The organism is Enterobacter cloacae complex sp. P15RS (assembly GCF_014895905.1).
Taxonomy (GTDB): domain Bacteria; phylum Pseudomonadota; class Gammaproteobacteria; order Enterobacterales; family Enterobacteriaceae; genus Enterobacter; species Enterobacter quasihormaechei.
On the sequence record NZ_JADBQL010000004.1, the window covers coordinates 113,740 to 137,351 of the forward strand.

Consider the following 23,612-nt stretch of genomic DNA (forward strand, 5'->3'; position numbering starts at 1 on the left):
TATAGTTTATTTATCACGCTGGATTATGTAGTCCGCTAGCGCTTCCAGTGCCGAGGTATCCAGCGATTGCGCGGCCAGCTCATTCAGCGACCGGCGGGCATCGTCTATCAGATCCCGGGCTTTACGTTGGGCATGCTCAAGGCCCAGCAGGGCGGGGTAGGTACTTTTGCCAAGCTGCTGATCCGCACCCTGACGTTTTCCCAATGTTGCAGTATCGCCCACCACATCCAGAATGTCATCCTGAACCTGGAATGCCAGACCGATACTTTCTGCGTATCTGTCCAGAATCGGCAGGGCTTTGCGCCCGCGTTCACCCGCGCTCAGCGCGCCCAGGCGAACGGCTGCCCGAATCAGTGCGCCCGTTTTGTGACGGTGGATGCGCTCCAGCTGTTCCAGCGTCACCTGACGACCTTCAGCTTCTAAATCCAGCGCCTGGCCGCCGCACATGCCGGCGACGCCGCTGGCCATCGCCAGCTCGGACACCATCGCCAGACGATCGCGATCGCTTACCTCAACCATCGGCGCATCGCTCAGAATTGAGAACGCCAGGGTTTGCAGAGCATCACCCGCCAGAATGGCATTCGCTTCGCCGAACTTAATGTGGCAGGTCGGTTGACCGCGGCGCAGATCGTCATCGTCCATCGCCGGCAAATCGTCGTGGATCAGCGAATAGGCGTGAATACACTCCACGGCGGCTGCCGGGGCGTCCAGCGTGTTATCGCTGATGCCAAACATGTTGCCCGTGGCATACACCAGGAACGGACGCAGGCGTTTACCTCCTAAGAGTGCGCCATAGTGCATGGCTTCAACCAGTGGAGTGTTCTGAAAAGGCTGCGGCTCAATAAAACGGCGCAGGGCGTCGTTGGCGCGAACGACGCGCGCCTGAAGCGCGGTGGTAAAATCCATTTACTCGGCGTCCGGTGTGAATGGCGTGGTTTTAGCGTCTTCGCTGTCGGAAAGCAGGATCTGCACACGCTGCTCGGCCTGCTGGAGCTTTACCTGCCCCTGGCGCGCAAGCTGCACACCGCGTTCAAATTCGTTGAGGGCATCTTCCAGCGGTAAATCGCCGCTCTCGAGGCGGGTAACAATCTGCTCAAGCTCACTCAGCGCAGTTTCAAAACTGGCCGGTGCGTCGTTCTTCTTCGGCATAGTGAATTAACTCTTATATTCTTCGCCCCAACATGGTAACGGACTCGGGGCAATTATCAAATAACGCGAGTGGCGCGATGGTGGTATACTTGCGCGCCTGGATGCAGCCACGGGTGTGGGCTGCTGTATCATTTTCCACTACAAGCCTTTATAAGCTTGCCTAAGAAACATTGCCGCCATGAAGTTTATCATTAAATTGTTCCCTGAAATCACCATCAAAAGCCAATCTGTGCGTTTGCGCTTTATTAAAATTCTCACCGGGAACATTCGTAACGTATTAAAACACTACGACGAAACGCTCGCCGTGGTGCGTCACTGGGATCACGTTGAAGTCCGCGCGAAAGACGAAAGCAAACGTCTTGATATTCGCGACGCGCTGACCCGTATTCCTGGTATTCATCATATTCTGGAAGTGGAAGACGTTCCGTTCAGCGATATGCACGATATCTTCGAAAAGGCGCTGGTACAGTACCGCGACCAGATCGAAGGCAAAACCTTCTGCGTACGCGTGAAGCGTCGCGGTAAGCACGAGTTTAGCTCGATTGAAGTTGAGCGCTACGTCGGCGGCGGTCTGAACCAGCACGTTGAGACGGCGCGCGTGCGCCTCACTAACCCGGACGTCACCGTTAACCTTGAGATCGAGAACGATCGTCTGCTGCTGGTTAAGGGCCGTTATGAAGGTATTGGCGGTTTCCCGATCGGCACGCAGGAAGATGTGCTGTCGCTGATCTCCGGCGGTTTCGACTCCGGCGTCTCCAGCTACATGCTGATGCGTCGCGGCTGCCGCGTACACTACTGCTTCTTCAACCTGGGCGGCGCGGCGCATGAAATTGGCGTCCGTCAGGTGGCGCATTACCTGTGGAACCGTTTCGGCAGCTCCCACCGTGTGCGTTTTGTGGCGATCAACTTTGAGCCGGTAGTGGGCGAAATCCTTGAAAAAGTGGATGACGGCCAGATGGGCGTGATCCTCAAACGTATGATGGTACGCGCGGCGTCCAAAGTGGCCGAGCGCTACGGCGTGCAGGCGCTGGTCACCGGCGAAGCGCTGGGCCAGGTCTCCAGCCAGACGCTGACCAACCTGCGTCTTATCGACAACGTATCAGATACGCTGATCCTGCGTCCGCTGATCTCGCACGATAAAGAGCACATCATCGATCTGGCGCGCAAAATCGGTACTGAAGATTTTGCCCGTACCATGCCGGAATATTGCGGTGTGATTTCAAAAAGCCCAACCATCAAGGCGGTGAAGGCGAAGATCGAAGCGGAAGAAGAGAACTTCGATTTCAGCATTCTGGAAAAAGTGGTGGCGGAAGCGTCCAACATTGATATCCGCGAGATTGCCCAGCAGACCGAGCAGGATGTGGTTGAGGTGGAAACCGTCAGCGGATTCGGCGCTAACGATGCCATTCTGGATATCCGCTCGATTGACGAGCAGGATGACAAGCCGTTGCAGGTGGAAGGCGTGGACGTGGTTTCTCTGCCGTTCTACAAGCTGAGCACCCAATTTGGCGATCTCGACCAGAGCAAAACGTATCTGCTGTGGTGTGAGCGCGGGGTGATGAGCCGTTTGCAGGCGCTGTACCTGCGTGAGCAGGGCTTCGCGAACGTGAAGGTGTATCGCCCGTAGCCTATTGCCCGGTGGCGCTTCGCTTACCGGGCCTACTGTACCGTGCACTTGTAGGCCGGGTAAGGCGTAGCCGCCACCCGGCTTTTTTTACTCGTAGTAATTATAAATCCCCGCCGCCATCACCAGCGATGACGCCACTTCGTACGCTTTCTCGCGCCCGACCAGCAGGTCAATAATCTTTAAGCCAAAATCAATGGCGGTGCCCGGCCCCTGGCTGGTGAGCAGGTTAACCCGCGGATCCCAGACCACACGCTTATCCACCCACTGCTCTTCCGGAATGGTGTCCTTAAGGCCGGGGAAGCCGGTCATATTGCCGATGGGGAAGATGTCGTGTGGAACCAGCACCGTACCAGCGGCAGCACAGATCGCCGCGACGATACGCCCGGAAAGATGAAACTGACGAACGGTTTCAACCAGCAGCGGGCTGTCGCGGAAATACTCCGCGCCCTTCAGCCCACCCGGCAGGACAATAATGTCGTAATCGCCGTCCGCCACCTGTACAAGCGGTGCATCCGCCAGGATCTTCACCCCACGGGAACAGACGATCGTCAGATCGCCGTCGCTGGCGACGCTGGCGACGCTGGCGGTGGTAACCTTAATACCGCCGCGCACCATTAAATCAATGGCGGTGACCGCTTCTGTCTCTTCGCTACCAGGGGCGAGGCATACCAGTGCCGATGCGCTCATACTCACTCTCCTTTCGTTTTACTGACTCAAACAGACGGCTGTTTTCGGCAACGGTAATGCCGTGTGCCCGGGCGCGTTTTAACAGATAACCGGTAATGTAATCAATTTCGGTATGCCGCATCGCCCGGACATCCTGCAACATTGAAGAGATATTTTCTGCCGTACTCTCAATGACCTGGTCGACATAATAACGTAAATCGGTTTCTGAGGTGTGGTAGCCTTCGCGCTCAATCACGTCGGCAACTTCCCGGCAAATCAGCGCCACCTGATCCGAATGCTGACGCAGTTCACCGTTAGGGCAGTCCAGCAGGGCGGTCAGGGGGTTGATCGCGCAGTTGACCGCCAGCTTGCGCCACAGTTCCGCACGAATGTTATTGTGCCAGGCGACGTCAGGCAGCGTGCATTGCAACGTATCGGCAAGATAGCTGTAATCGCCGGGCTGCTCACGCGCAGGACCGATATGGGTGATACCGCTGGCAACGTGGATAATGACGCTACCGTCGCGACGTGCCGCGTGGGTGGTTGTCCCCATTAGCAGCGGTTGCCGGACACTTTTTAGCTCTTCAATGGTACCCATACCGTTGTGGATCAGCAGGATTGGCGTGCTTTCAGGTAACTGGGCGGCCAGGCTTTTCACCGCATCGGAGACCTGCCAGGCCTTCAGCGTGACCAGCAGCAGATCGCTGGTGGCGAGAAATTCCGGATCGTTTGCCGTTAAAGACTCGTTAAAAATTGAACCGTCGGTACCCATCACATTCACACTGCAATAGGGCTGAGGAATGCGCAGCCAGCCCTGTACGTCGTGTCCCTGTTTGCATAGCGCTGTAAGCCAGAGTTGGCCAAGGGCTCCGCATCCAAGCACTGTTACTTTCATTGTTCCTCCTCACCTGCAACGGTGCCAGGTGCTGTGACGCTAAGTATAGCGGCATCAGCTAAGCTTCTCGTTATGCCTCGTTGCGGGTATTATGCAACGCAACAAAAATGAAGGGAGAAGAAAAGATGCCATCTTTCGATATTGTTTCTGAAGTTGATTTGCAGGAAGCGCGTAACGGCGTAGATAATGCTGTCCGTGAGGTTGAGTCACGTTTCGATTTTCGTGGCGTTGAGGCGACGATTGAACTGAACGACGCTAACAAGACGATCAAAGTCCTGAGCGAGTCTGATTTCCAGGTCAATCAGCTGCTGGACATCCTGCGCGCCAAGCTGCTCAAGCGCGGCATCGAAGGGACCTCACTGGATGTGCCGGAAGATTTCGTTCACAGCGGGAAAACCTGGTTTGTGGAAGCGAAGCTGAAGCAGGGCATTGAAAGTGCCGTGCAGAAGAAAATCGTGAAGCTGATTAAAGACAGTAAGCTGAAGGTGCAGGCGCAGATCCAGGGCGAAGAAATTCGCGTAACCGGAAAATCTCGCGACGATCTCCAGTCCGTCATGGCGCTGGTGCGCGGCGGCGATTTAGGTCAGCCATTCCAGTTTAAAAACTTCCGCGATTAAGACAATAATGCCCGGCTAAACCGGGCATTTTTTCAGGCCTTCAGCGCCTGCTCCACCTCAAAGCGGTTCGTCACTTTGCTGTCAATTTTGACGTACGCACTGCGCTCTTCCGGGACAATCAGCACTTCGCTCACGCCCTCTGTCGCTTCCAGACGCTGTTTTAACGCATCACCGATTGTCACCTCATCGGGAATTTCTACCCGCAGGCTACTCACATAGCGCGGCTCTTTCATGGTGCTGGACACAAACAGCCAGAGCATCGCCAGCAGCGCACCGGCGAGGAAAACGGTCTGGGAATCAAACAGACCGTCCACCCAGCCGCCGAGCGAGCCGCCGATCGCCACGCCGAGAAACTGGCTGGTGGAGTAAATGCCCATCGCGGTGCCTTTGTATCCTGCCGGAGACTCTTTGCTGATCAGCGAGGGCAGCAGGGCTTCCATCAGATTAAACGCCAGGAAGAACAGCTGCACGCCTGCGATCAGCTCCCAGAAGTGCGGGCCGGCGCCCCACAGCACAATCTCGGCAATCAGCAGTAATGCCACGCAGCCCACGAAGACGCGTTTCATTTTGCGCTTCACTTCGGCGTAAATAATGAAGGGCACAACGGAGACAAACGAGATTAGCATTGTGACCAGATAAATTTTCCAGTGCTCGGCCGCCGGGAAACCTGCTGCGGCAAGCTGGCCGGGCAGGGCGACGAAGGTGGACATCAGCAGAATGTGCAGACACATAATGCCGAAGTTAAGCTTAAGCAGACGCGGCTCGGCGATGACTTTACTAAAGCAGCCTTTAACCATCCCGGATTCACGGTTGAGGACGTGATTTTTACTGTCTGGCACAACCCACAGCGTGAGTGCGATCCCGATGGTCGCCAGCACCGCAATCATCCAGAACAGAGCGTGCAGGCCGAGCGCATGCGTGATAATCGGCCCCAGTACCATGGCGATAGCAAAAGTGACGCCGAAGCTGACGCCAATAAACGCCATGGCTTTGGTGCGGTTTTGCTCGCGGGTTAAATCTGACAGCAGCGCCATCACGGCAGCAGCAATGGCACCGGACCCTTGCAGGGCGCGGCCAAGAATAATGCCCCAGATGGAGTGGGAGAGGGCGGCAATGACGCTGCCCAGGATAAATACCAGCAGCCCGCCGACAATCAGCGGTTTGCGACCCACGCGGTCGGAGAGCAGGCCAAAGGGGATCTGGAATATTGCCTGCGCCAGGCCGTAGATACCGATCGCCAGACCAATCAGCGCTTCGCTGGCACCCTGTAACGCCATGCCATACGTGGTCAGAACGGGCAGGACCATAAACATGCCAAGCATCCGCAGCGAGAAAACAGTCCCTAAACCCCAGGTCGCACGCAGCTCGCCTGGCGTCATTTTATAATCGTTCATTACCACCTCAGTTCAAAAGCAGGCCATAGTGTAGTGCGGGGAAGGGGCGGGGTAAATAAAGGCTTATTTAACAAATATTACATGCGTGATTAATGGATTTGGTGAATAAAAAAGGGTGCCGAAGCACCCTTTTCATCATCACATAAACTTACCAGACGTAAGTCAGCAGGTTTTGCGAGTCCGGCACCATGAAGTCTACGGACATCATCACGGACAGGGAGGTGATGGCGACAATCGAGAACACAAACAGCTTGCGTGCCCAGACTTTGTCATCTTCCACCTTGTAGCCGCGCAGGGCCATGCCGAGCCACCAGACGCTCACCGCGGCCGCAACCACCAGATATTTATATCCGGCGTAACCGCCCAGAGAAAGCATCAGCGTTGCTACGGCAAAGGCGATGATATACAGCGTGATGTGGTTCTTGGCAACCGAGATACCTTTCACGACCGGCAGAACCGGAATGTTCGCCGCCTGATAATCCTTGAAGCGGAAAATCGCGATGGCGTAGGAGTGCGGCATCTGCCACAGGCTAAAGATAGCCAGCAGGATGAGCGCACCGCTGTCGAACTCGTTCGTGACGGCGCAGTAGCCAATCACCGGCGGCGCAGCGCCGGAGAGAGAACCAATCAGCGTGCCGTAGACGGAGTGACGTTTCATATACAGGCTGTAGACGCCCACATACACCACGAACCCCATCACCCCCAGCCAGCAGGCCAGCGGGTTAGCACCAAACCACAGCAGCATAAAGCCAGCAATACCCAGCAAGGTGGCGTACACCAGCGAGACGGAAGGGGCAATCAGGCCTTTAACCAGCACCCGATTTTTGGTCCTTTCCATCTTCTTGTCGATATCCATGTCGATGTAGTTGTTAAATACACAACCGGACGCAACCACCAGTGACACACCGACCAGCGTGTAAATAAAGAGGGTGTAATCAATGCTGCCTTTAGAGGCCAGCAGGAACCCTCCGATTACGGAGATCAGGTTGCCAAAGATGATGCCTGGTTTCGTGACTTGCAGGTATTGCTTAAACATACTCGCCGCTCTTAGTGAACCATCATGTTGTAGTTAAGGTTCCACATAATCCAGATGGAACCGACTACCAGGATAGCGATGATAATCACGGTAAAGATAAAGGCCGTCATGTTCCAGCCTTCATCGGACTTGGTGTTCATGTGCAGGAAGCAAACCAGATGCACCAGAATCTGAATCACTGCGGTCACCAGGATTGCTCCCAGGATAACCGGCTTGGATGCAGAACCGTTCATCACCATCCAGAACGGGATCACCGTCAGGATGATCGACAGGATGAAACCTGTCATGTAGGTTTTTACGCTGCCGTGGGAAGCGCCATGATCGTTAGAATGACTCATTACATCGCCCCCATCAGATAGACAACAGAGAACACACAGATCCATACCACGTCAAGGAAGTGCCAGAACAGGCTCAGGCACATAATACGGGTACGGTTAGTACTGGTCAGGCCGCGACGGGAGATCTGGAACATCAGAACCGCCATCCAGATCAGGCCCGAGGTCACGTGCAGACCGTGGGTGCCGACCAGCGCAAAGAACGCCGACAGGAAGCCGCTGCGATCCGGACCGAAACCTTCCGCAATCAGGTGATGGAATTCATAGATTTCCATCCCGATAAAGCCAGCACCAAACAGCCAGGTCAACGCCAGCCAGGAGACAACCTGGCTCTTGTTGTTCTTGTACATGGCGATAGCCGCCATGCCGTAGGTGATGGAGCTGAATAACAGCAGTGCGGTTTCAACCAGAACGAACGGCAGCTCAAAAATGTCCTTACCGGTCGGGCCGCCCGCTGTGCCGTTCACCAGAACGGCATAGGTTGCGAACAGACAGCAGAACAGGATGCAGTCGCTCATCAGGTAGATCCAGAAACCGAAAACTTTATTCGGTCCTGCATCATGGTGCGCATGCTCATGCGCGTGGGCAGTTGAGTGCGCCAGAGTATCAGTTGCCATTTTTCAGCCCCGCTTTAGAAATCTCGTCAAAATGCTGATTTTCCAGCTTTTCAACTTCACGGACTGGTACGTAGTAGTCCACGTCCTCGTCAAAGCTCTTCACAATCCAGCTGATTACGATGCCAGCGAAGCCAACAATCGCCATCCACCAGATGTGCCAGATCATTGCGAAACCAAATACCGTCGCGAAAGCGGCAATCACAATGCCCGCAGCGCTGTTTTTCGGCATGTGGATCTCTTCGTAATGCTCAGGCTGCTTGTACGCTTCACCTTTTTCTTTCATTTCCCAGAATGCGTCGCGTTCATGGATCTGCGGCACAACGGCGAAGTTATAGAAAGGAGGTGGAGAAGAGGTTGCCCACTCCAGCGTACGGCCACCCCACGGGTCACCGGTCAGGTCACGGTTCTGGTCGCGGTCGCGAATAGAAACGTAGAACTGAATCAGCTGAGACGCGATACCGCAGGCAATCAGAACCGCACCGCCCGCTGCAACCATCAGCATTGGGTGGAACTGCGGGTCAATCTGCTGGCTCAGGCGACGGGTCATACCCATGAAGCCCAGCACGTACAGCGGCATAAACGCCACGAAGAAGCCGATGATCCAGAACCAGAACGCGCGTTTACCCCAGGTTTCGTTCAGCGTGAAGCCAAACGCTTTAGGCCACCAGTAGGTCACACCTGCGAAGCAGCCGAAGACCACGCCGCCGATGATAACGTTATGGAAGTGCGCAATCAGGAACAGACTGTTGTGCAGAACGAAGTCAGCGCCTGGTACCGCCAGCAGTACGCCGGTCATCCCGCCTACGGAGAAGGTCACGATGAAGCCGATAGTCCACAGCATGGCTGAGTGGAACTGGATACGGCCCTGGTACATAGTGAACAGCCAGTTGAAGATCTTAACCCCGGTTGGGATCGCGATAATCATGGTGGTAATACCGAAGAAGGCGTTTACGTTCGCGCCCGCACCCATGGTGAAGAAGTGGTGCAGCCAGACGATGAACGACAGAACGGTAATACACACGGTTGCCCACACCAGCGAGGTGTAACCAAACAGACGTTTACGCGAGAAGGTTGCCGCGATTTCGGAGAACACACCGAACACAGGCAGAACCAGAATGTACACTTCCGGGTGACCCCAGGCCCAAATCAGGTTGATGTACATCATCATGTTGCCACCCATATCATTCGTGAAGAAATGGGTACCCAGATAGCGATCCAGGGTCAGCAGCGCGATGGTGACGGTCAGAATTGGGAACGACGCGATAATCAGTACGTTGGCGCACAGAGATGCCCAGGTAAATACTGGCATCTTGAACATCGTCATACCTGGTGCACGCATCTTCAGGATGGTCACGAAGAAGTTAATACCGGTCAGGGTGGTACCGACACCGGAGAGCTGAAGCGCCCAAATCCAGTAGTCAACGCCGACGCCCGGACTGTACTCAATTCCCGAAAGCGGCGGGTAAGCCAGCCAGCCGGTCTGAGCAAACTCGCCCACGCCCAGTGACAGGTTAACCAGGATAACGCCGACAACGGTGAACCAGAAGCTCAGGTTGTTCAGGAACGGGAACGCAACGTCGCGCGCGCCGATTTGCAGCGGAACGACAACGTTCATAAGACCGATAACCAGCGGCATCGCCACGAAGAAGATCATGATAACGCCGTGGGCGGTAAAGATCTGGTCGTAGTGGTGCGGCGGCAGGAAGCCTGCTTCACCCGCAGAAGCGAGCGCCTGCTGGCTACGCATCATGATCGCATCCGCAAAGCCACGAATTAACATGACGATACCGACGATGCAGTACATGATGCCGAGTTTTTTGTGGTCGACCGAAGTCAGCCACTCGTTCCACAGGTAGCTCCACTTACCGAAGTAAGTGATAAGGCCCAGTACGGCCGCGCCACCAATGATAATTGCAGCAATCGTAACCATGATAATGGGTTCATGGTACGGCACCGCATCCAATGTCAATTTTCCGAACATTTTCTTCCTCGGCCCCTTAGTGAGCGGTTTCCGCGTGGCTCATGTCCATGCCTTCCATACCCTGGTGCGTGTTGTGCTCGCCTTCAGGCTGGGTCATGTCCATGCTCATGCCGTGATCCATAAATTTGCCAATAACATCTTTGAACAGATTCGGTTTCACGTTAGAGAAGTACTCCACCTTGTTATATTCGCTAGGTGCAGCCACTTTTTCGAACGCCGCCATGTCAGACATGGTGTTGGTAGACTGCTTCGCTTTTGCAACCCACTGGTCGAAAGTCGCGCGGTCTGGCGTAGCGATAGCTTTGAACTTCATACCCGAGAAGCCCGGGCCACTATAGCTGGCGGAGATACCGTCGTAGGTGCCTGCTTCATTCGCGATCAGGTGCAGGTTAGTCTGCATACCGGCCATCGCGTAAATCTGGCTGCCCAGACGTGGGATGAAGAAGGAGTTCATTACGGAGTTGGAGGTCACTTTGAACTGAACCGGAGTGTTCGCCGGGAAGGCGATTTCATTCACGGTAGCAATGCCCTGCTCTGGATAGATGAAGAACCATTTCCAGTCCATGGAGACCACTTCAATGGTAATCGGTTTTTCATCGTGAACCAGCGGCTTGCTTGGCTCAAGTGCGTGAGTGGTTTTCCAGGTCAGCACGGCAAGGAACAGGATGATCAGAATAGGCACCGTCCAGACCACAGCTTCCACTTTATTGGAGTGTGACCAGTTAGGGCTATACTTCGCATCTTTATTGCTCGCACGATACTTCCAGGCGAAACCAACAGCCATCAAGATGGCAGGAATAACCACAATCAACATCAGGCCAAAAGCCGTCAGTATCAATGAACGTTGTTCCAGTCCAATCTGTCCTTTGGGGTCTAGTAGTGCAGAATCGCAGCCACTGAGTAATACAGTGCCTGCGAATAATGACAACCATCCCAAACTTTTATTGTATTTCCTGAGTCTCATTTAACGACCTCAATTCCACGGGAGTCTGGTGGCGTTTAAAGTGTGGGGGCATTTTACGGGAAGGTTACATTACTGTAAACATCATTAGCCCTGTGTCAGGAAGGTGTTACCGGGTTCTGCCGCACATGTCACAAGTGTTGCAAATTATGTCGCGTTTCAGGAGGGAAGCCGCACGGTGTGGGCGTTATAACGAAAGGGTGCCCCAGCATACCTTAAAAGGGACAATTGGTATAACCATTGTTGAAAATACACAAATAATTAACAATTAATTATCAATAAAAAGACAACTAAAAAACGAAAATTCAATCTTTCAAAAGCTGAATCGTTTAATGGAAAATAGCGTAGCGAAATAAGCTCCAATAATTTCCGAATGCTATCCCGCACAAAACAACAAATATTTTTTTTACCGAGGGCGGTTATTTCACCGTTATAATTTCGGGTCGTTATTACAACGGGAAATAACCTTTCGCTTTTTTCTTCAGGTCATCCGGGTTTTACGCAGCGACATGAAATCCAGCGTGCCGCCCGTCAGGATGCCCGCAAGGGCCAGTAGCGCGCCAATATCCAGCAGCAGCGCTTCAAAAGGCAGCGATAGACCGGCCGTTGCATTAATAATGAGCACCACCAGCCACAGTACCAGCGCAAGGCAGCCTACCATCATCAGACGCAGCGCAAACCGATAGGCGGCCTGATATTCCGTGCGCGGCATGAAGTGTTCCGTCCGCTGGGTATATTCCAGCGTCTGACGACAAATCAGCAGCAATAAAATTCCCGGCACGGCCGCGACCACCGAGAAGAGATAAAACGTCGGCCAGCCGTGAGCTTCAACAAACCAGCCTGCGACAGGGCCAACGTAGACGCGCCCGACGGCGGAAAGCGCTGAGAGCAGCGCAAACTGGGTAGCGGAAAATGACTTATTGCACAGCGTCATCAGCAGGGCAACAAAGGCCGCGGTGCCCATACCGCCGCACAGGTTTTCAAAGAATACGGCCGTCGCCATGCTGATCATATTCTTGTCGGTTACCGACAGCAGCCAGTAACCGGCATTCGATGCGCCCTGAAGGATGCCGAAGATCAGCAGAGCCCGGAACAGCGTCAGGCGCTGCATCAATACGCCGCCGTACAGCGCGCCGACGATGGTGGCAAACAGCCCCAGGGTTTTATTCACCACGCCGACCTCGCCCGCATCAAACCCGACGCCGCGGATCAGGAAGGTGGTGGTCAGGCTCATGGCGAAAGCATCGCCGAGCTTATAAAGGACAATCAGCAGCAGGATCAACCAGGCATTATTGCGACCGAAGAAGTCGCGGAGCGGTGCTACGACGGCCTGCTCCAGCGAGCGGGGGACCGGAATAACATCGCTCGGTTCAGGCGCAAATAGCGTGGCAATAATGCAGGGGATCAGCAGAGCGGCCATCAGCCAGTACATTCCCTGCCAGCCGAGATAGCGGTCGGCAAGCCAGAGTGCCAGGCCGCCGGAAACCAGCATACCCAGGCGGTAGCCCAGCACGCTGATTGCCGCACCGGCACCACGCTCTTCCGCGGGCAAGACGTCCGTTTTCCAGGCGTCAAAAACAATGTCCTGGGACGCGGAACAGAAGGCGATGACCACCGCAAGCGCGGCCATCCAGCGCAGCTGCGTTGACGGCTCAAGGAAACCCATTGCGGCGATCGCGATCAGCAGGAAAACCTGCGTCATTACGAGCCAGCCGCGACGGCGACCGAGGAACGGCGGGGTATAGCGGTCCATCACCGGTGACCACAGGAACTTGAAGACGTAGGCCTGACCGACGAGCGAGAAGAAACCAATGGTTTTAAGATCGATGTTCTCGACCGTCATCCACGCCTGTAACGTGCCGGAGGTGAGCGCAAGCGGTAAACCGGAGGCGAAACCAAGGATCAGCAGAATAGCTGATTTGGGTTGCTGGAAAATGCGTAAGTAGTGACTGGACATATTCTTATGAGCTGACCCGGTGAAGCACCGGGTCAGTCAGCAGGATTAACGGGCGTTCTGCTTGATGAAATCGTGAATGCTGGTGTCCTGTGCCATATCGGCAATGGTATCAGTCAGCACGCTGTTAACCGCGTCAGCGATATTTTTGTTAGACGCCTGGAATGCGCCTTCAACAGAATAGCTTGCACGGTAGTTTTTATTCATTTTGTTGCCGTTCTTCGCGGTAGCGATGATGGCGATATCGGCTTTCGTCGCGATGTTGTAGCGAACGTTGCCCTGGGAAACGTCAGCGTACAGGTTGTTCACGATGATTTGCAGATCAACCGCGCCGCTCGGGCCAATCATGTAGCCACGGGAGGTCATCTGTTTCTCCAGCACTTCCTGCAACAGGAAGCGCAGATCGCGGGAGGCGGTCAGGGTGACCTGCTGGTTGTCGCGGGTCACTTTCGCCAGCGCCTGATCCTGACGCTGATCGGCACCATTAATGCTGACCGTGACGCCCATCAGGCTTGGGTCCTGCTGAGGCAGGGTAATTTTTGGTGAAACGTCGATCGTCGTCGGCGGGGTCGCGCAGCCGGCGAGCATAAAGAGTGCTACCAACGGAAAGAAGATTTTTTTTAACATTTTTGGGTTCTCAACGAATCGTAAGCAAATAGAGAAAAATTGCCGCCATCATAACATCGCCAACGGCCAGTGGAAGTGGTCAACGCATGTAAATTCATCGCCTTGTCCGAAAACTGACCAGCTTTCCGCTTTTCTCTGCCTGTGAGTGACAAAACGTATGAACTTCATAGTGAACTTCATTCGTTTGACTGAGAAAATCAGACGAAAGCTAAATATTTGTTGTCAAGGTGTAATGGAAACGGTAAAAGCGGCTAATATTTAAAGGGATGGGTGACATCTTAGCGTTGTCGGAGGAGTGATTTCATGATGATACGTGAACAGATAGAAGAAAAATTAAGGGCAGCGTTCAACCCTGTGTTTCTCGAAGTTGTCGACGAAAGCTATCGTCATAACGTGCCGGCAGGTTCTGAAAGCCACTTCAAAGTGGTTCTGGTCAGCGATCGCTTCACGGGAGAACGTTTCCTGAACCGACACCGCCTGATCTACAGCACCTTGACGGAAGAACTCTCCACAACCGTACATGCCCTGGCGCTGCACACTTACACCATTAAGGAGTGGGAAGGGCTACAGGATACGGTATTCGCATCTCCGCCTTGTCGCGGTGCAGGCACCATCGCCTGATAAATCGGATTTGCAACCGCCGGAGTTTTTCCAGTATGTTGCATACAGATTTCGTCAAAACGGCCTTCGGGCCGTTTTGTTTTGTCTGAGTTTTGAGCGGATGGTGCGTTTTTGAGGCTAAAAATAGCCTTAAAGTGTGAAAAAAGCCGCAGCTACATACGCCAACCGTTCTCGACTCACCTAGGTGATGCCGCTATAATGCCGCGTCTTAATGAATGTCTTCGGGATGATTCTGGCGACAGGGAATGTGAATCTGCACATAAGAGAGCATCCCGGTATAACAGACAGATTCAGAGTTGACCGAGCACTGTGATTTTTTTGAGGTAACAAGATGCAAGTTTCAGTTGAAACCACTCAAGGCCTTGGCCGCCGTGTAACGATTACTATCGCTGCTGACAGCATCGAAACTGCTGTGAAAAGCGAGCTGGTCAACGTAGCAAAAAAAGTACGTATTGACGGCTTCCGCAAGGGCAAAGTACCAATGAATGTTGTTGCTCAGCGTTATGGCGCTTCCGTGCGTCAGGATGTGCTGGGTGAACTGATGAGCCGTAACTTTATCGACGCGATCATCAAAGAAAAAATCAATCCAGCCGGCGCGCCGAACTACGTTCCAGGCGAATACAAGCAGGGCGAAGACTTCACCTACTCCGTAGAGTTCGAAGTGTACCCTGAAGTTGAGCTGAAAGGTCTGGAATCTATCGAAGTTGAAAAACCGATCGTTTCCGTGACCGATGAAGACGTTGACGGCATGCTGGACACCCTGCGTAAGCAGCAGGCGAACTGGAAAGAAAAAGAAGGCGCTGTTGACGCGGAAGACCGCGTAACCATCGACTTCACCGGTTCTGTAGACGGTGAAGAGTTCGAAGGCGGTAAAGCGTCTGATTTCGTACTGGCGATGGGCCAGGGTCGTATGATCCCAGGTTTCGAAGACGGTATCAAAGGCCACAAAGCGGGCGAAGAGTTCACCATCGACGTGACCTTCCCTGAAGAGTACCACGCTGAAAACCTGAAAGGTAAAGCAGCGAAGTTCGTCATCAACCTGAAGAAAGTTGAAGAGCGCGAACTGCCAGAACTGACTGAAGAATTCATCAAGCGTTTCGGCGTGGAAGATGGTTCTGTTGCTGGCCTGCGTACCGAAGTGCGTAAGAACATGGAGCGCGAGCTGAACGGCGCTGTACGTAACCGTGTGAAATCTCAGGCGATTGAAGGTCTGGTAAAAGCGAACGAGATCGACGTTCCTGCTGCCCTGATCGACAGCGAAATCGACGTTCTGCGCCGTCAGGCTGCACAGCGTTTCGGTGGCAACCAGCAGCAAGCGATGGAACTGCCGCGCGAGCTGTTTGAAGAGCAAGCGAAACGCCGCGTTGTAGTTGGCCTGCTGCTGGGTGAAGTGATTCGTACCCACGAGCTGAAAGCTGACGAAGAGCGTGTGAAAGGCCTGATCGAAGAGATGGCGTCTGCATACGAAGATCCATCAGAAGTGATCGAGTTCTACGGTAAGAACAAAGAGCTGATGGACAACATGCGCAACGTCGCACTGGAAGAGCAGGCTGTTGAAGCGGTACTGGCGAAAGCTAAAGTGACCGAAAAAGAGACCTCTTTCACCGAACTGATGAACCAGCAGGCGTAATTTCGCCCCAACGGTTTAAAGTTTGAACAAAAAACCCGTTGCCCTCCGGCGACGGGTTTTTTTTATCGCAGCTTGAGTCCTGGAAGGGTGCTAAAACGCCCTTTCAGTGTTAGCGTTACAACAAAACGTTGTTATGCTTGAAATAGGGCGTGGCGACCCCCATTAGTATGTAATCACGATGATTGAGACTGGCTGATAATCCGTCCATAAGGTTACAATCAGTACAGCAGGTGTTTTCAATTTTGAACCAGGAGACGGAAATGTCATACAGTGGCGAACGAGATAACTTTGCACCCCATATGGCGCTGGTGCCAATGGTTATTGAACAGACCTCACGCGGTGAGCGTTCTTTCGATATCTATTCCCGTCTGCTCAAGGAACGCGTTATCTTTCTGACCGGCCAGGTGGAAGACCATATGGCTAACCTGATCGTGGCGCAGATGCTGTTCCTGGAAGCGGAAAACCCGGAAAAAGACATTTACCTGTACATCAACTCGCCAGGCGGTGTGATTACGGCGGGCATGTCTATTTATGACACCATGCAATTCATCAAGCCGGACGTCAGCACCATCTGTATGGGGCAGGCGGCGTCCATGGGTGCCTTCCTGTTAACCGCAGGGGCGAAAGGTAAGCGTTTCTGCCTGCCAAATTCCCGCGTGATGATTCACCAGCCGCTGGGTGGTTACCAGGGTCAGGCGACGGATATCGAAATCCACGCCCGAGAAATTCTGAAAGTAAAATCGCGCATGAATGAACTTATGGCGCAGCATACAGGTCAACCTCTTGAGCAGATCGAGCGCGATACCGAGCGCGATCGCTTCCTCTCTGCACCAGAGGCAGTTGAGTACGGCTTAGTCGACTCCATTTTGACCCATCGTAATTGATGCCCGCGACGCGAGTGTGCCGCTATACTAAGGTAGGGCGGCACGTTGCCAGTAAGCAGCTTGCGTCTGAGAATGGCATTTGCGTCGTCATGTGCGGCACATAGAACTTAAAAAGAGGTTTGGACTCATGACAGATAAACGCAAAGATGGTTCGGGCAAACTGCTGTACTGCTCTTTTTGCGGCAAAAGCCAGCATGAAGTGCGTAAACTGATTGCCGGGCCGTCCGTGTATATCTGCGACGAATGCGTCGATTTATGTAACGACATCATTCGCGAAGAGATTAAAGAAGTCGCGCCGCACCGTGAGCGCAGCGCGTTGCCAACGCCACACGAAATTCGCCACCACCTCGACGACTATGTCATTGGTCAGGAGCAGGCGAAAAAAGTGCTGGCGGTGGCGGTATACAACCACTACAAACGTCTGCGTAACGGCGATACCAGCAATGGCGTGGAACTGGGTAAAAGTAACATTCTGCTGATCGGGCCGACCGGCTCCGGTAAAACGCTGCTGGCGGAAACCCTGGCGCGCCTGCTGGATGTTCCGTTCACCATGGCGGATGCCACCACCCTGACCGAAGCCGGTTATGTGGGTGAAGACGTTGAAAATATCATCCAGAAGCTGCTTCAGAAGTGCGATTACGACGTGCAGAAAGCCCAGCGTGGGATCGTCTATATTGATGAGATCGACAAAATCTCTCGTAAGTCAGACAATCCGTCCATCACCCGTGACGTATCGGGCGAAGGCGTGCAGCAGGCGCTCCTGAAGCTGATTGAAGGTACGGTTGCGGCTGTTCCACCACAGGGTGGGCGTAAGCATCCGCAGCAGGAGTTCTTGCAGGTTGATACCTCCAAGATCCTGTTTATCTGCGGTGGTGCGTTTGCAGGCCTGGATAAAGTGATTTCTCACCGTGTTGAAACCGGCTCCGGCATTGGTTTTGGCGCAACGGTGAAAGCCACGTCTGAAAAACCAAACGAAGGTCAGCTGCTGGCGCAGGTGGAACCGGAAGACCTGATCAAATTCGGTTTGATCCCTGAGTTTATCGGCCGTCTGCCGGTGGTGGCGACCCTGAATGAACTGAGCGAAGACGCGCTGATTCAGATCCTGAAAGAGCCGAAAAACGCGCTGACCAAGCAGTATCAGGCGCTGTTCAATCTGGAAGGCGTTGAGCTGGAATTCCGTGACGAAGCGCTGGACGCGATTGCCAAGAAAGCGATGGCGCGTAAAACCGGCGCGCGTGGTCTGCGTTCTATCGTAGAAGCAGCGTTGCTCGACACGATGTACGATCTGCCTTCTATGGAAGACGTCGAAAAAGTCGTGATCGACGAGTCCGTCATTGGTGGCCAGACCAAGCCGTTGCTGATTTACGGCAAACCGGAAGCGCAGCAGGCATCTGGCGAATAATTCACCAACTCATACAATCAGTTAATCAAAAAGGGGGGATTTTATCTCCCCTTTACTTTTTCCGTATTCATGGCGTTGAATGTATGGGAAACATCCCCATATACTGGATTACATGTTAATGGTTGTGTGAAGCACAGTGACATGACCAGCTTACCTGGCGGACACTAAACTAAGAGAGAGCTCTATGAATCCTGAGCGTTCTGAACGCATTGAAATCCCCGTATTGCCGTTGCGCGATGTGGTGGTTTATCCGCACATGGTCATACCCTTATTTGTAGGGCGGGAAAAATCTATCCGTTGCCTCGAAGCCGCCATGGATCATGATAAAAAAATCATGCTGGTGGCGCAGAAGGAAGCATCAACGGATGAGCCGGGTGTAAACGATCTTTTCACCGTCGGGACCGTGGCCTCTATTTTGCAAATGCTGAAGCTGCCGGACGGCACCGTGAAGGTGCTGGTGGAAGGCTTACAGCGTGCGCGTATTACCACTCTGTCAGATGATGGCGAGCACTTCTCTGCGAAGGCGGAGTACCTTGATTCACCGGAACTGGATGAGCGTGAGCAGGAAGTGCTGGTACGCACCGCGATCAGCCAGTTTGAAGGCTATATCAAGCTGAACAAGAAAATCCCACCTGAAGTGCTGACGTCGCTGAACAGCATCGACGATCCTGCACGTCTGGCGGATACCATCGCTGCACACATGCCGCTGAAGCTGGCTGACAAACAGTCCGTGCTGGAAATGTCCGATGTTAACGAACGTCTGGAATACCTGATGGCGATGATGGAGTCTGAAATCGATCTGCTCCAGGTTGAGAAGCGCATTCGCAACCGCGTCAAAAAGCAGATGGAAAAATCGCAGCGTGAGTACTATCTGAACGAGCAAATGAAAGCCATTCAGAAAGAGCTCGGCGAGATGGACGACGCGCCGGATGAAAACGAAGCGCTGAAGCGTAAGATCGACGCGGCGAAAATGCCGAAAGAGGCAAAAGAGAAAGCCGAAGCCGAGTTGCAGAAGCTGAAAATGATGTCTCCGATGTCGGCAGAAGCGACCGTTGTTCGCGGCTACATTGAGTGGATGGTACAGGTTCCGTGGAATGCCCGCAGCAAGGTCAAAAAAGACCTGCGTCAGGCCCAGGAGATCCTGGATACCGACCACTACGGCCTGGAACGCGTGAAAGACCGCATTCTTGAGTACCTCGCGGTACAGAGCCGTGTGAACAAAATCAAAGGCCCAATCCTGTGCCTGGTCGGACCGCCAGGGGTGGGTAAAACCTCTCTGGGTCAGTCCATCGCCAAAGCGACAGGACGTAAGTACATCCGTATGGCGCTGGGCGGCGTGCGTGATGAAGCGGAAATCCGCGGCCACCGTCGTACCTATATTGGTTCGATGCCGGGCAAGCTGATTCAGAAGATGGCGAAAGTGGGCGTTAAAAACCCGCTGTTCCTGCTCGATGAGATCGACAAAATGTCTTCGGACATGCGTGGCGATCCGGCGTCGGCGCTGCTGGAAGTGCTTGATCCAGAGCAAAACGTCGCGTTCAGCGATCACTATCTGGAAGTCGACTACGATCTGAGCGATGTGATGTTCGTGGCGACCTCCAACTCCATGAACATTCCGGCACCGCTGCTGGACCGTATGGAAGTGATCCGTCTGTCCGGCTATACCGAAGACGAGAAGCTGAACATTGCTAAGCGGCACCTGCTGCCGAAGCAGATTGAGCGTAACGCGCTGAAAGCTAACGAGCTGACCGTTGAGGACAGCGCCATTGTAGGCATCATTCGTTACTACACCCGTGAAGCGGGCGTGCGTAGCCTTGAGCGTGAGATCTCCAAGCTGTGCCGTAAGGCGGTGAAACAGCTGCTGCTGGATAAGAGCCTGAAACACATCGTGATTAACGGCGACAATCTGCATGCTTACCTCGGCGTTCAGCGCTTCGACTATGGTCGCGCGGACAACGAAAACCGCGTGGGTCAGGTGACCGGTCTGGCATGGACGGAAGTGGGCGGCGATCTGCTGACCATCGAAACCGCCTGCGTGCCGGGCAAAGGCAAGCTGACCTACACCGGTTCGCTCGGTGAAGTGATGCAGGAGTCCATCCAGGCGGCGCTGACCGTGGTGCGCGCACGCGCGGAGAAATTGGGCATCAACGCTGATTTCTACGAAAAACGCGACATTCACGTTCACGTTCCGGAAGGGGCGACGCCGAAAGACGGTCCAAGCGCGGGTATTGCCATGTGTACGGCGCTGGTCTCCTGCCTGACGGGTAACCCGGTTCGTGCCGATGTGGCCATGACCGGTGAAATCACCCTGCGTGGCCAGGTTCTGCCAATCGGCGGGTTAAAAGAAAAACTGCTGGCGGCACACCGCGGTGGGATCAAAACCGTATTGATCCCTTACGAGAATAAACGCGATCTGGAAGAGATTCCGGACAACGTTATTGCTGATTTGCAGATCCATCCGGTGAAACGCATTGAGGAAGTTCTGACTCTCGCACTGCAAAATGAACCGTCCGGAATGCAGGTTGTAACCGCAAAATAGTGACCTCGCGCAAAGAGCGTCAATAAAAACAAGGCTGGTAAGTCATTTCGTACTTGCCAGCCTTTTTTTGTATAGCTAATTTAGATTGCTGATTGGGTAAGCCATCAACAACGGGTGTTGTAAGGTCATAGCAGGACTGATATAACTGCTGCGCGGTCGCGCTGTGAAGGATTCAGGTGCGATATAAATTATAAAGAGAGGAAGAGAACAGTGAATAAATCTCAACTGATTGACAAAATTGCTGCGGGTGCTGATATTTCTAAAGCTGCAGCTGGACGTGCTTTAGATGCTTTAATTGCTTCTGTTACTGAATCTCTGCAAGCTGGGGACGACGTTGCACTGGTAGGCTTCGGTACTTTTGCGGTTAAAGAGCGCGCTGCCCGTACTGGCCGCAACCCTCAGACCGGTAAAGAGATCACCATTGCTGCCGCTAAAGTGCCGGGTTTCCGTGCAGGTAAAGCGCTGAAAGACGCAGTAAACTGATTGCTTTCCCGCTTCAGGGAAGCTGAAAAGTACAAGGGCGCATCGTTTGATGTGCCTTTTTTGTTTGTCCAGGCCTGATTTGTGCGAGTTTATGCGAGTTGTGGGCTGACAATTGCCCTGTTTTCTTGTCACAATACGCCTTTACGCGCGACGGTCAGGATTTTCCGTCAGCGTCAGGTAACCAGTCACCTACAGCGGAGTGTTGTTACACCATGATGGACAGCTTACGCACGGCTGCTAACAGTCTCGTGCTCAAGATTATTTTCGGTATCATTATCGTGTCGTTCATATTGACCGGTGTGAGTAGTTACCTCATCGGCGGTGGCGCGAACTACGCCGCAAAAGTGAACGGCCAGGAAATTAGCCGTGGGCAGTTCGAGAACGCTTTTGCTGGTGAACGTAACCGCATGCAGCAGCAGCTGGGCGACCAATACTCTGAACTCGCAGCCAACGAAGGCTATATGAAAAACCTGCGTCAGCAGACGCTGAACCGTCTTATTGACGAAGCGCTGCTGGACCAGTACGCGAAAAGCCTGGGTCTGGGCATCAGCGATGAGCAGGTCAAAAAAGCCATCTTCTCGACCCAGGCTTTCCAGTCTAACGGGAAGTTCGACAACGAGCGCTATAACAGCATTGTTAACCAGATGGGTATGACGGCTGACCAGTACGCGCAGGCGCTGCGTAACCAGCTGACCACGCAACAGCTGATCAACGCTGTGGTGGGCACCGATTTTATGCTGAAAGGCGAAACGGAAGAGCTGGCGGCGCTGGTGGCGCAGCAACGCGTGGTGCGCGAAGCGATGATTGACGTCAACGCGCTGGCGGCGAAACAGCAGGTCAGCGACGCTGAAGTTAATGCTTACTACGAGCAAAACAAGAACAACTTCATCTCTCCTGAACAGTTCCGCGTAAGCTATATCAAGCTGGACGCGGCGGCGATGCAGGAAAACGCGACTGACGCGGAAATACAGTCTTATTACGATCAGCATCAGGATCAGTTCACCCAGCCGCAGCGTAACCGCTACAGCGTGATCCAGACCAAAACGGAAGCAGAAGCTAAAGCCGTGCTGGACGAACTGAACAAAGGCGCAGATTTCGCGACCGTGGCGAAAGCAAAATCCACCGACATTATTTCTGCTAAAAACGGCGGGGATATGGGCTGGCTGGAAGACGCAACCACCCCGGACGAGCTGAAAAACGCCGGCCTGAAAGAGAAAGGCCAGCTGTCTGGCGTGATCAAATCCTCCGTTGGTTTCCTGGTGGCGCGCCTTGACGATATCACTGCGGCAAAAACCAAGCCGCTGGCTGAGGTGCGGGATGATATCGCTGCGAAAGTGAAGCAGGAGAAAGCGCTTGACGCCTTCTATGCGCTGCAACAGAAAGTGAGCGATGCCGCAAGCAACGACAACGAATCACTGGCGGGCGCGGAGCAGGCTGCCGGCGTGAAAGCGGTTGAGACGGGCTGGTTCAGCCACGAAAACCTGCCGGAAGAACTGAACTTCAAACCGGTTTCTGATGCCATCTTCAATGGGGGTCTGGTGGGCGAGAACGGTACGCCGGGCAGCAACTCAGACATCATTACCGTCGACGGTGACCGTGCGTTTGTTCTGCGCGTCAGCGAGCACAAAGCCGAGGCGGTGAAACCGCTGGCGGAAGTGAAAGATCAGGTGGTGGCGCTGGTGAAACATAACAAAGCGGCACAGCAGGCAAAACTGGATGCAGAGAAAATTCTGGCCGATCTGAAAGCCGGTAAGAGTGATGCGATGAAGGCGGCTGGCCTGAGCTTTGGCGAAGCCAAAACGCTAAGCCGCACCGGTCAGGATCCTGTCAGCCAGGCGGCGTTTGGTCTGAGCCTGCCGGCGAAGGACAAACCTGTCTTTGGTACCACGACCGATATGCAGGGTAATGTGGTTCTTCTGGCGCTGGATGAAGTGAAAGCCGGCACGCTGCCGGACGCGCAGAAGAAGGCTATGGTTCAGGGTATTACCCAGAACAATGCGCAGATTGCTTTCGAAGCGATGATGAGCAACCTGCGTAAAGACGCCAAAATCAAGCTGGGTGATGTGGTTACCCAGGAGCAATAATTTCGTACCTGCTCGCAGATTTTCGTAACGCTCTGCAAAAACTAAAGGCCGCTTTCGCGGCCTTTTCCATTTCTGCAATCTGCTGTTTGTGCCTGTTTCCCCGTGCGGCT

Annotated in this window: 20 protein-coding genes and 2 pseudogenes; 9 read left to right on the plus strand and 13 right to left on the minus strand. The window is 53.8% G+C overall.

The annotated features are described in order from the left end of the window. Nucleotides 1-6 precede the first annotated feature (6 nt). Both ispA and xseB read right to left on the minus strand, forming a co-directional pair. The gene (ispA, locus tag IM267_RS02630; protein WP_063869075.1) at nt 7-906 is read right to left on the minus strand and encodes a (2E,6E)-farnesyl diphosphate synthase; all 900 of its coding nucleotides are present in this window, start codon (nt 904-906) and stop codon (nt 7-9) included. Then, a complete protein-coding gene (gene xseB, locus IM267_RS02635) occupies nt 907-1,149 on the minus strand; it encodes an exodeoxyribonuclease VII small subunit (RefSeq protein WP_003859094.1) in 243 nt (80 codons plus the stop codon). A gap of 178 nt (nt 1,150-1,327) precedes the next feature. On the opposite strand from xseB, the gene thiI reads away from it, so the two are divergent. Beyond that, nucleotides 1,328-2,776, plus strand: a complete 1,449-nt coding sequence (gene thiI, locus IM267_RS02640) for a tRNA uracil 4-sulfurtransferase ThiI (RefSeq protein WP_112791900.1) — start codon at nt 1,328-1,330, stop codon at nt 2,774-2,776. Between the two features lie 87 nt (nt 2,777-2,863). Here thiI and yajL read toward each other — a convergent pair whose 3' ends face one another. Continuing rightward, the gene (gene yajL, locus IM267_RS02645) at nt 2,864-3,463 is read right to left on the minus strand and encodes a protein deglycase YajL (RefSeq protein WP_193032642.1); all 600 of its coding nucleotides are present in this window, start codon (nt 3,461-3,463) and stop codon (nt 2,864-2,866) included. Then, nucleotides 3,426-4,337: a 2-dehydropantoate 2-reductase gene (gene panE / locus IM267_RS02650; RefSeq protein WP_193032643.1), complete on the minus strand. Its 912-nt coding sequence runs from the start codon at nt 4,335-4,337 to the stop codon at nt 3,426-3,428. The genes yajL and panE overlap by 38 nt, the downstream gene beginning before the upstream one ends. Nucleotides 4,338-4,462: 125 nt before the next feature. On the opposite strand from panE, the gene IM267_RS02655 reads away from it, so the two are divergent. After that, a complete protein-coding gene (locus IM267_RS02655) occupies nt 4,463-4,954 on the plus strand; it encodes a YajQ family cyclic di-GMP-binding protein (protein WP_063451798.1) in 492 nt (163 codons plus the stop codon). A gap of 32 nt (nt 4,955-4,986) precedes the next feature. Here IM267_RS02655 and IM267_RS02660 read toward each other — a convergent pair whose 3' ends face one another. The 8 genes from IM267_RS02660 to IM267_RS02695 all read right to left on the minus strand — a co-directional run bounded on the left by IM267_RS02660 (nt 4,987) and on the right by IM267_RS02695 (nt 13,859). Then, a complete protein-coding gene (locus tag IM267_RS02660; RefSeq protein ID WP_063451698.1) occupies nt 4,987-6,348 on the minus strand; it encodes an MFS transporter in 1,362 nt (453 codons plus the stop codon). A gap of 148 nt (nt 6,349-6,496) precedes the next feature. After that, entirely contained in the window at nt 6,497-7,384 is an 888-nt protein-coding gene (gene cyoE / locus IM267_RS02665) for a heme o synthase (protein WP_003859062.1), read from the minus strand. An 11-nt stretch (nt 7,385-7,395) separates the two neighbouring features. Continuing rightward, complete coding sequence (locus IM267_RS02670) at nt 7,396-7,722, minus strand: cytochrome o ubiquinol oxidase subunit IV (RefSeq protein ID WP_006809888.1); 327 nt, start codon at nt 7,720-7,722, stop codon at nt 7,396-7,398. After that, nucleotides 7,722-8,336 carry a cytochrome o ubiquinol oxidase subunit III gene (locus IM267_RS02675; protein ID WP_063451697.1) on the minus strand — a complete coding sequence of 205 codons (615 nt, stop codon included), beginning with the start codon at nt 8,334-8,336 and terminating at the stop codon, nt 7,722-7,724. The genes IM267_RS02670 and IM267_RS02675 overlap by 1 nt, the downstream gene beginning before the upstream one ends. Beyond that, the gene (gene cyoB / locus IM267_RS02680) at nt 8,326-10,317 is read right to left on the minus strand and encodes a cytochrome o ubiquinol oxidase subunit I (protein WP_107534798.1); all 1,992 of its coding nucleotides are present in this window, start codon (nt 10,315-10,317) and stop codon (nt 8,326-8,328) included. Before cyoB ends, IM267_RS02675 begins: the two co-directional genes overlap by 11 nt. Before the next feature lie 16 nt (nt 10,318-10,333). After that, nucleotides 10,334-11,281, minus strand: a complete 948-nt coding sequence (cyoA, locus tag IM267_RS02685; protein ID WP_003859054.1) for a cytochrome o ubiquinol oxidase subunit II — start codon at nt 11,279-11,281, stop codon at nt 10,334-10,336. Nucleotides 11,282-11,759: 478 nt separating this feature from the next. Next, nucleotides 11,760-13,235: a muropeptide MFS transporter AmpG gene (gene ampG, locus IM267_RS02690; RefSeq protein ID WP_193032644.1), complete on the minus strand. Its 1,476-nt coding sequence runs from the start codon at nt 13,233-13,235 to the stop codon at nt 11,760-11,762. Nucleotides 13,236-13,280: 45 nt separating this feature from the next. After that, nucleotides 13,281-13,859, minus strand: a complete 579-nt coding sequence (locus tag IM267_RS02695) for a lipoprotein (protein WP_006809883.1) — start codon at nt 13,857-13,859, stop codon at nt 13,281-13,283. Nucleotides 13,860-14,162: 303 nt separating this feature from the next. On the opposite strand from IM267_RS02695, the gene bolA reads away from it, so the two are divergent. The 7 genes and pseudogenes from bolA to ppiD form a co-directional block, all read left to right on the plus strand. Then, complete coding sequence (gene bolA / locus IM267_RS02700) at nt 14,163-14,480, plus strand: transcriptional regulator BolA (protein WP_003859051.1); 318 nt, start codon at nt 14,163-14,165, stop codon at nt 14,478-14,480. 331 nt (nt 14,481-14,811) lie between these two features. Beyond that, complete coding sequence (gene tig, locus IM267_RS02705; RefSeq protein ID WP_063869062.1) at nt 14,812-16,110, plus strand: trigger factor; 1,299 nt, start codon at nt 14,812-14,814, stop codon at nt 16,108-16,110. A gap of 260 nt (nt 16,111-16,370) precedes the next feature. Further along, the gene (gene clpP / locus IM267_RS02710) at nt 16,371-16,994 is read left to right on the plus strand and encodes an ATP-dependent Clp endopeptidase proteolytic subunit ClpP (protein WP_063451693.1); all 624 of its coding nucleotides are present in this window, start codon (nt 16,371-16,373) and stop codon (nt 16,992-16,994) included. Between the two features lie 127 nt (nt 16,995-17,121). Next, complete coding sequence (gene clpX / locus IM267_RS02715) at nt 17,122-18,396, plus strand: ATP-dependent protease ATP-binding subunit ClpX (protein WP_006809879.1); 1,275 nt, start codon at nt 17,122-17,124, stop codon at nt 18,394-18,396. 184 nt (nt 18,397-18,580) lie between these two features. Beyond that, on the plus strand, nt 18,581-20,935 hold the full coding sequence (gene lon, locus IM267_RS02720; RefSeq protein ID WP_063451692.1) for an endopeptidase La: 2,355 nt from the start codon (nt 18,581-18,583) through the stop codon (nt 20,933-20,935). Nucleotides 20,936-21,145: 210 nt separating this feature from the next. Then, nucleotides 21,146-21,418 carry a nucleoid-associated protein HU-beta gene (gene hupB, locus IM267_RS02725; RefSeq protein ID WP_002444653.1) on the plus strand — a complete coding sequence of 91 codons (273 nt, stop codon included), beginning with the start codon at nt 21,146-21,148 and terminating at the stop codon, nt 21,416-21,418. A 215-nt stretch (nt 21,419-21,633) separates the two neighbouring features. Further along, nucleotides 21,634-23,433 (plus strand): annotated as a pseudogene (gene ppiD, locus IM267_RS02730) (peptidylprolyl isomerase); the annotation flags it as partial. On the opposite strand, the pseudogene IM267_RS21510 reads toward ppiD, so the two are convergent. Then, a pseudogene (locus tag IM267_RS21510) lies at nt 23,389-23,580 on the minus strand (hypothetical protein); the annotation flags it as partial. The pseudogenes ppiD and IM267_RS21510 sit on opposite strands and share 45 nt — an antisense overlap. Nucleotides 23,581-23,612: the final 32 nt, after the last annotated feature.

Excerpts from the sequence above, each read along its gene's own strand:
- thiI (WP_112791900.1), top strand. The coding sequence starts at position 1,328 with ATGAAGTTTATCATTAAATTGTTCCCTGAAATCACCATCAAAAGCCAA.
- cyoB (WP_107534798.1), bottom strand. The coding sequence starts at position 10,317 with ATGTTCGGAAAATTGACATTGGATGCGGTGCCGTACCATGAACCCATT.
- panE (WP_193032643.1), bottom strand. The coding sequence starts at position 4,337 with ATGAAAGTAACAGTGCTTGGATGCGGAGCCCTTGGCCAACTCTGGCTT.
- xseB (WP_003859094.1), bottom strand. The coding sequence starts at position 1,149 with ATGCCGAAGAAGAACGACGCACCGGCCAGTTTTGAAACTGCGCTGAGT.
- IM267_RS02695 (WP_006809883.1), bottom strand. The coding sequence starts at position 13,859 with ATGTTAAAAAAAATCTTCTTTCCGTTGGTAGCACTCTTTATGCTCGCC.
- ispA (WP_063869075.1), bottom strand. The coding sequence starts at position 906 with ATGGATTTTACCACCGCGCTTCAGGCGCGCGTCGTTCGCGCCAACGAC.
- cyoE (WP_003859062.1), bottom strand. The coding sequence starts at position 7,384 with ATGTTTAAGCAATACCTGCAAGTCACGAAACCAGGCATCATCTTTGGC.
- clpP (WP_063451693.1), top strand. The coding sequence starts at position 16,371 with ATGTCATACAGTGGCGAACGAGATAACTTTGCACCCCATATGGCGCTG.
- IM267_RS02670 (WP_006809888.1), bottom strand. The coding sequence starts at position 7,722 with ATGAGTCATTCTAACGATCATGGCGCTTCCCACGGCAGCGTAAAAACC.
- IM267_RS02660 (WP_063451698.1), bottom strand. The coding sequence starts at position 6,348 with ATGAACGATTATAAAATGACGCCAGGCGAGCTGCGTGCGACCTGGGGT.
- bolA (WP_003859051.1), top strand. The coding sequence starts at position 14,163 with ATGATGATACGTGAACAGATAGAAGAAAAATTAAGGGCAGCGTTCAAC.
- tig (WP_063869062.1), top strand. The coding sequence starts at position 14,812 with ATGCAAGTTTCAGTTGAAACCACTCAAGGCCTTGGCCGCCGTGTAACG.
- ampG (WP_193032644.1), bottom strand. The coding sequence starts at position 13,235 with ATGTCCAGTCACTACTTACGCATTTTCCAGCAACCCAAATCAGCTATT.
- cyoA (WP_003859054.1), bottom strand. The coding sequence starts at position 11,281 with ATGAGACTCAGGAAATACAATAAAAGTTTGGGATGGTTGTCATTATTC.
- IM267_RS02675 (WP_063451697.1), bottom strand. The coding sequence starts at position 8,336 with ATGGCAACTGATACTCTGGCGCACTCAACTGCCCACGCGCATGAGCAT.
- clpX (WP_006809879.1), top strand. The coding sequence starts at position 17,122 with ATGACAGATAAACGCAAAGATGGTTCGGGCAAACTGCTGTACTGCTCT.
- yajL (WP_193032642.1), bottom strand. The coding sequence starts at position 3,463 with ATGAGCGCATCGGCACTGGTATGCCTCGCCCCTGGTAGCGAAGAGACA.
- IM267_RS02655 (WP_063451798.1), top strand. The coding sequence starts at position 4,463 with ATGCCATCTTTCGATATTGTTTCTGAAGTTGATTTGCAGGAAGCGCGT.
- lon (WP_063451692.1), top strand. The coding sequence starts at position 18,581 with ATGAATCCTGAGCGTTCTGAACGCATTGAAATCCCCGTATTGCCGTTG.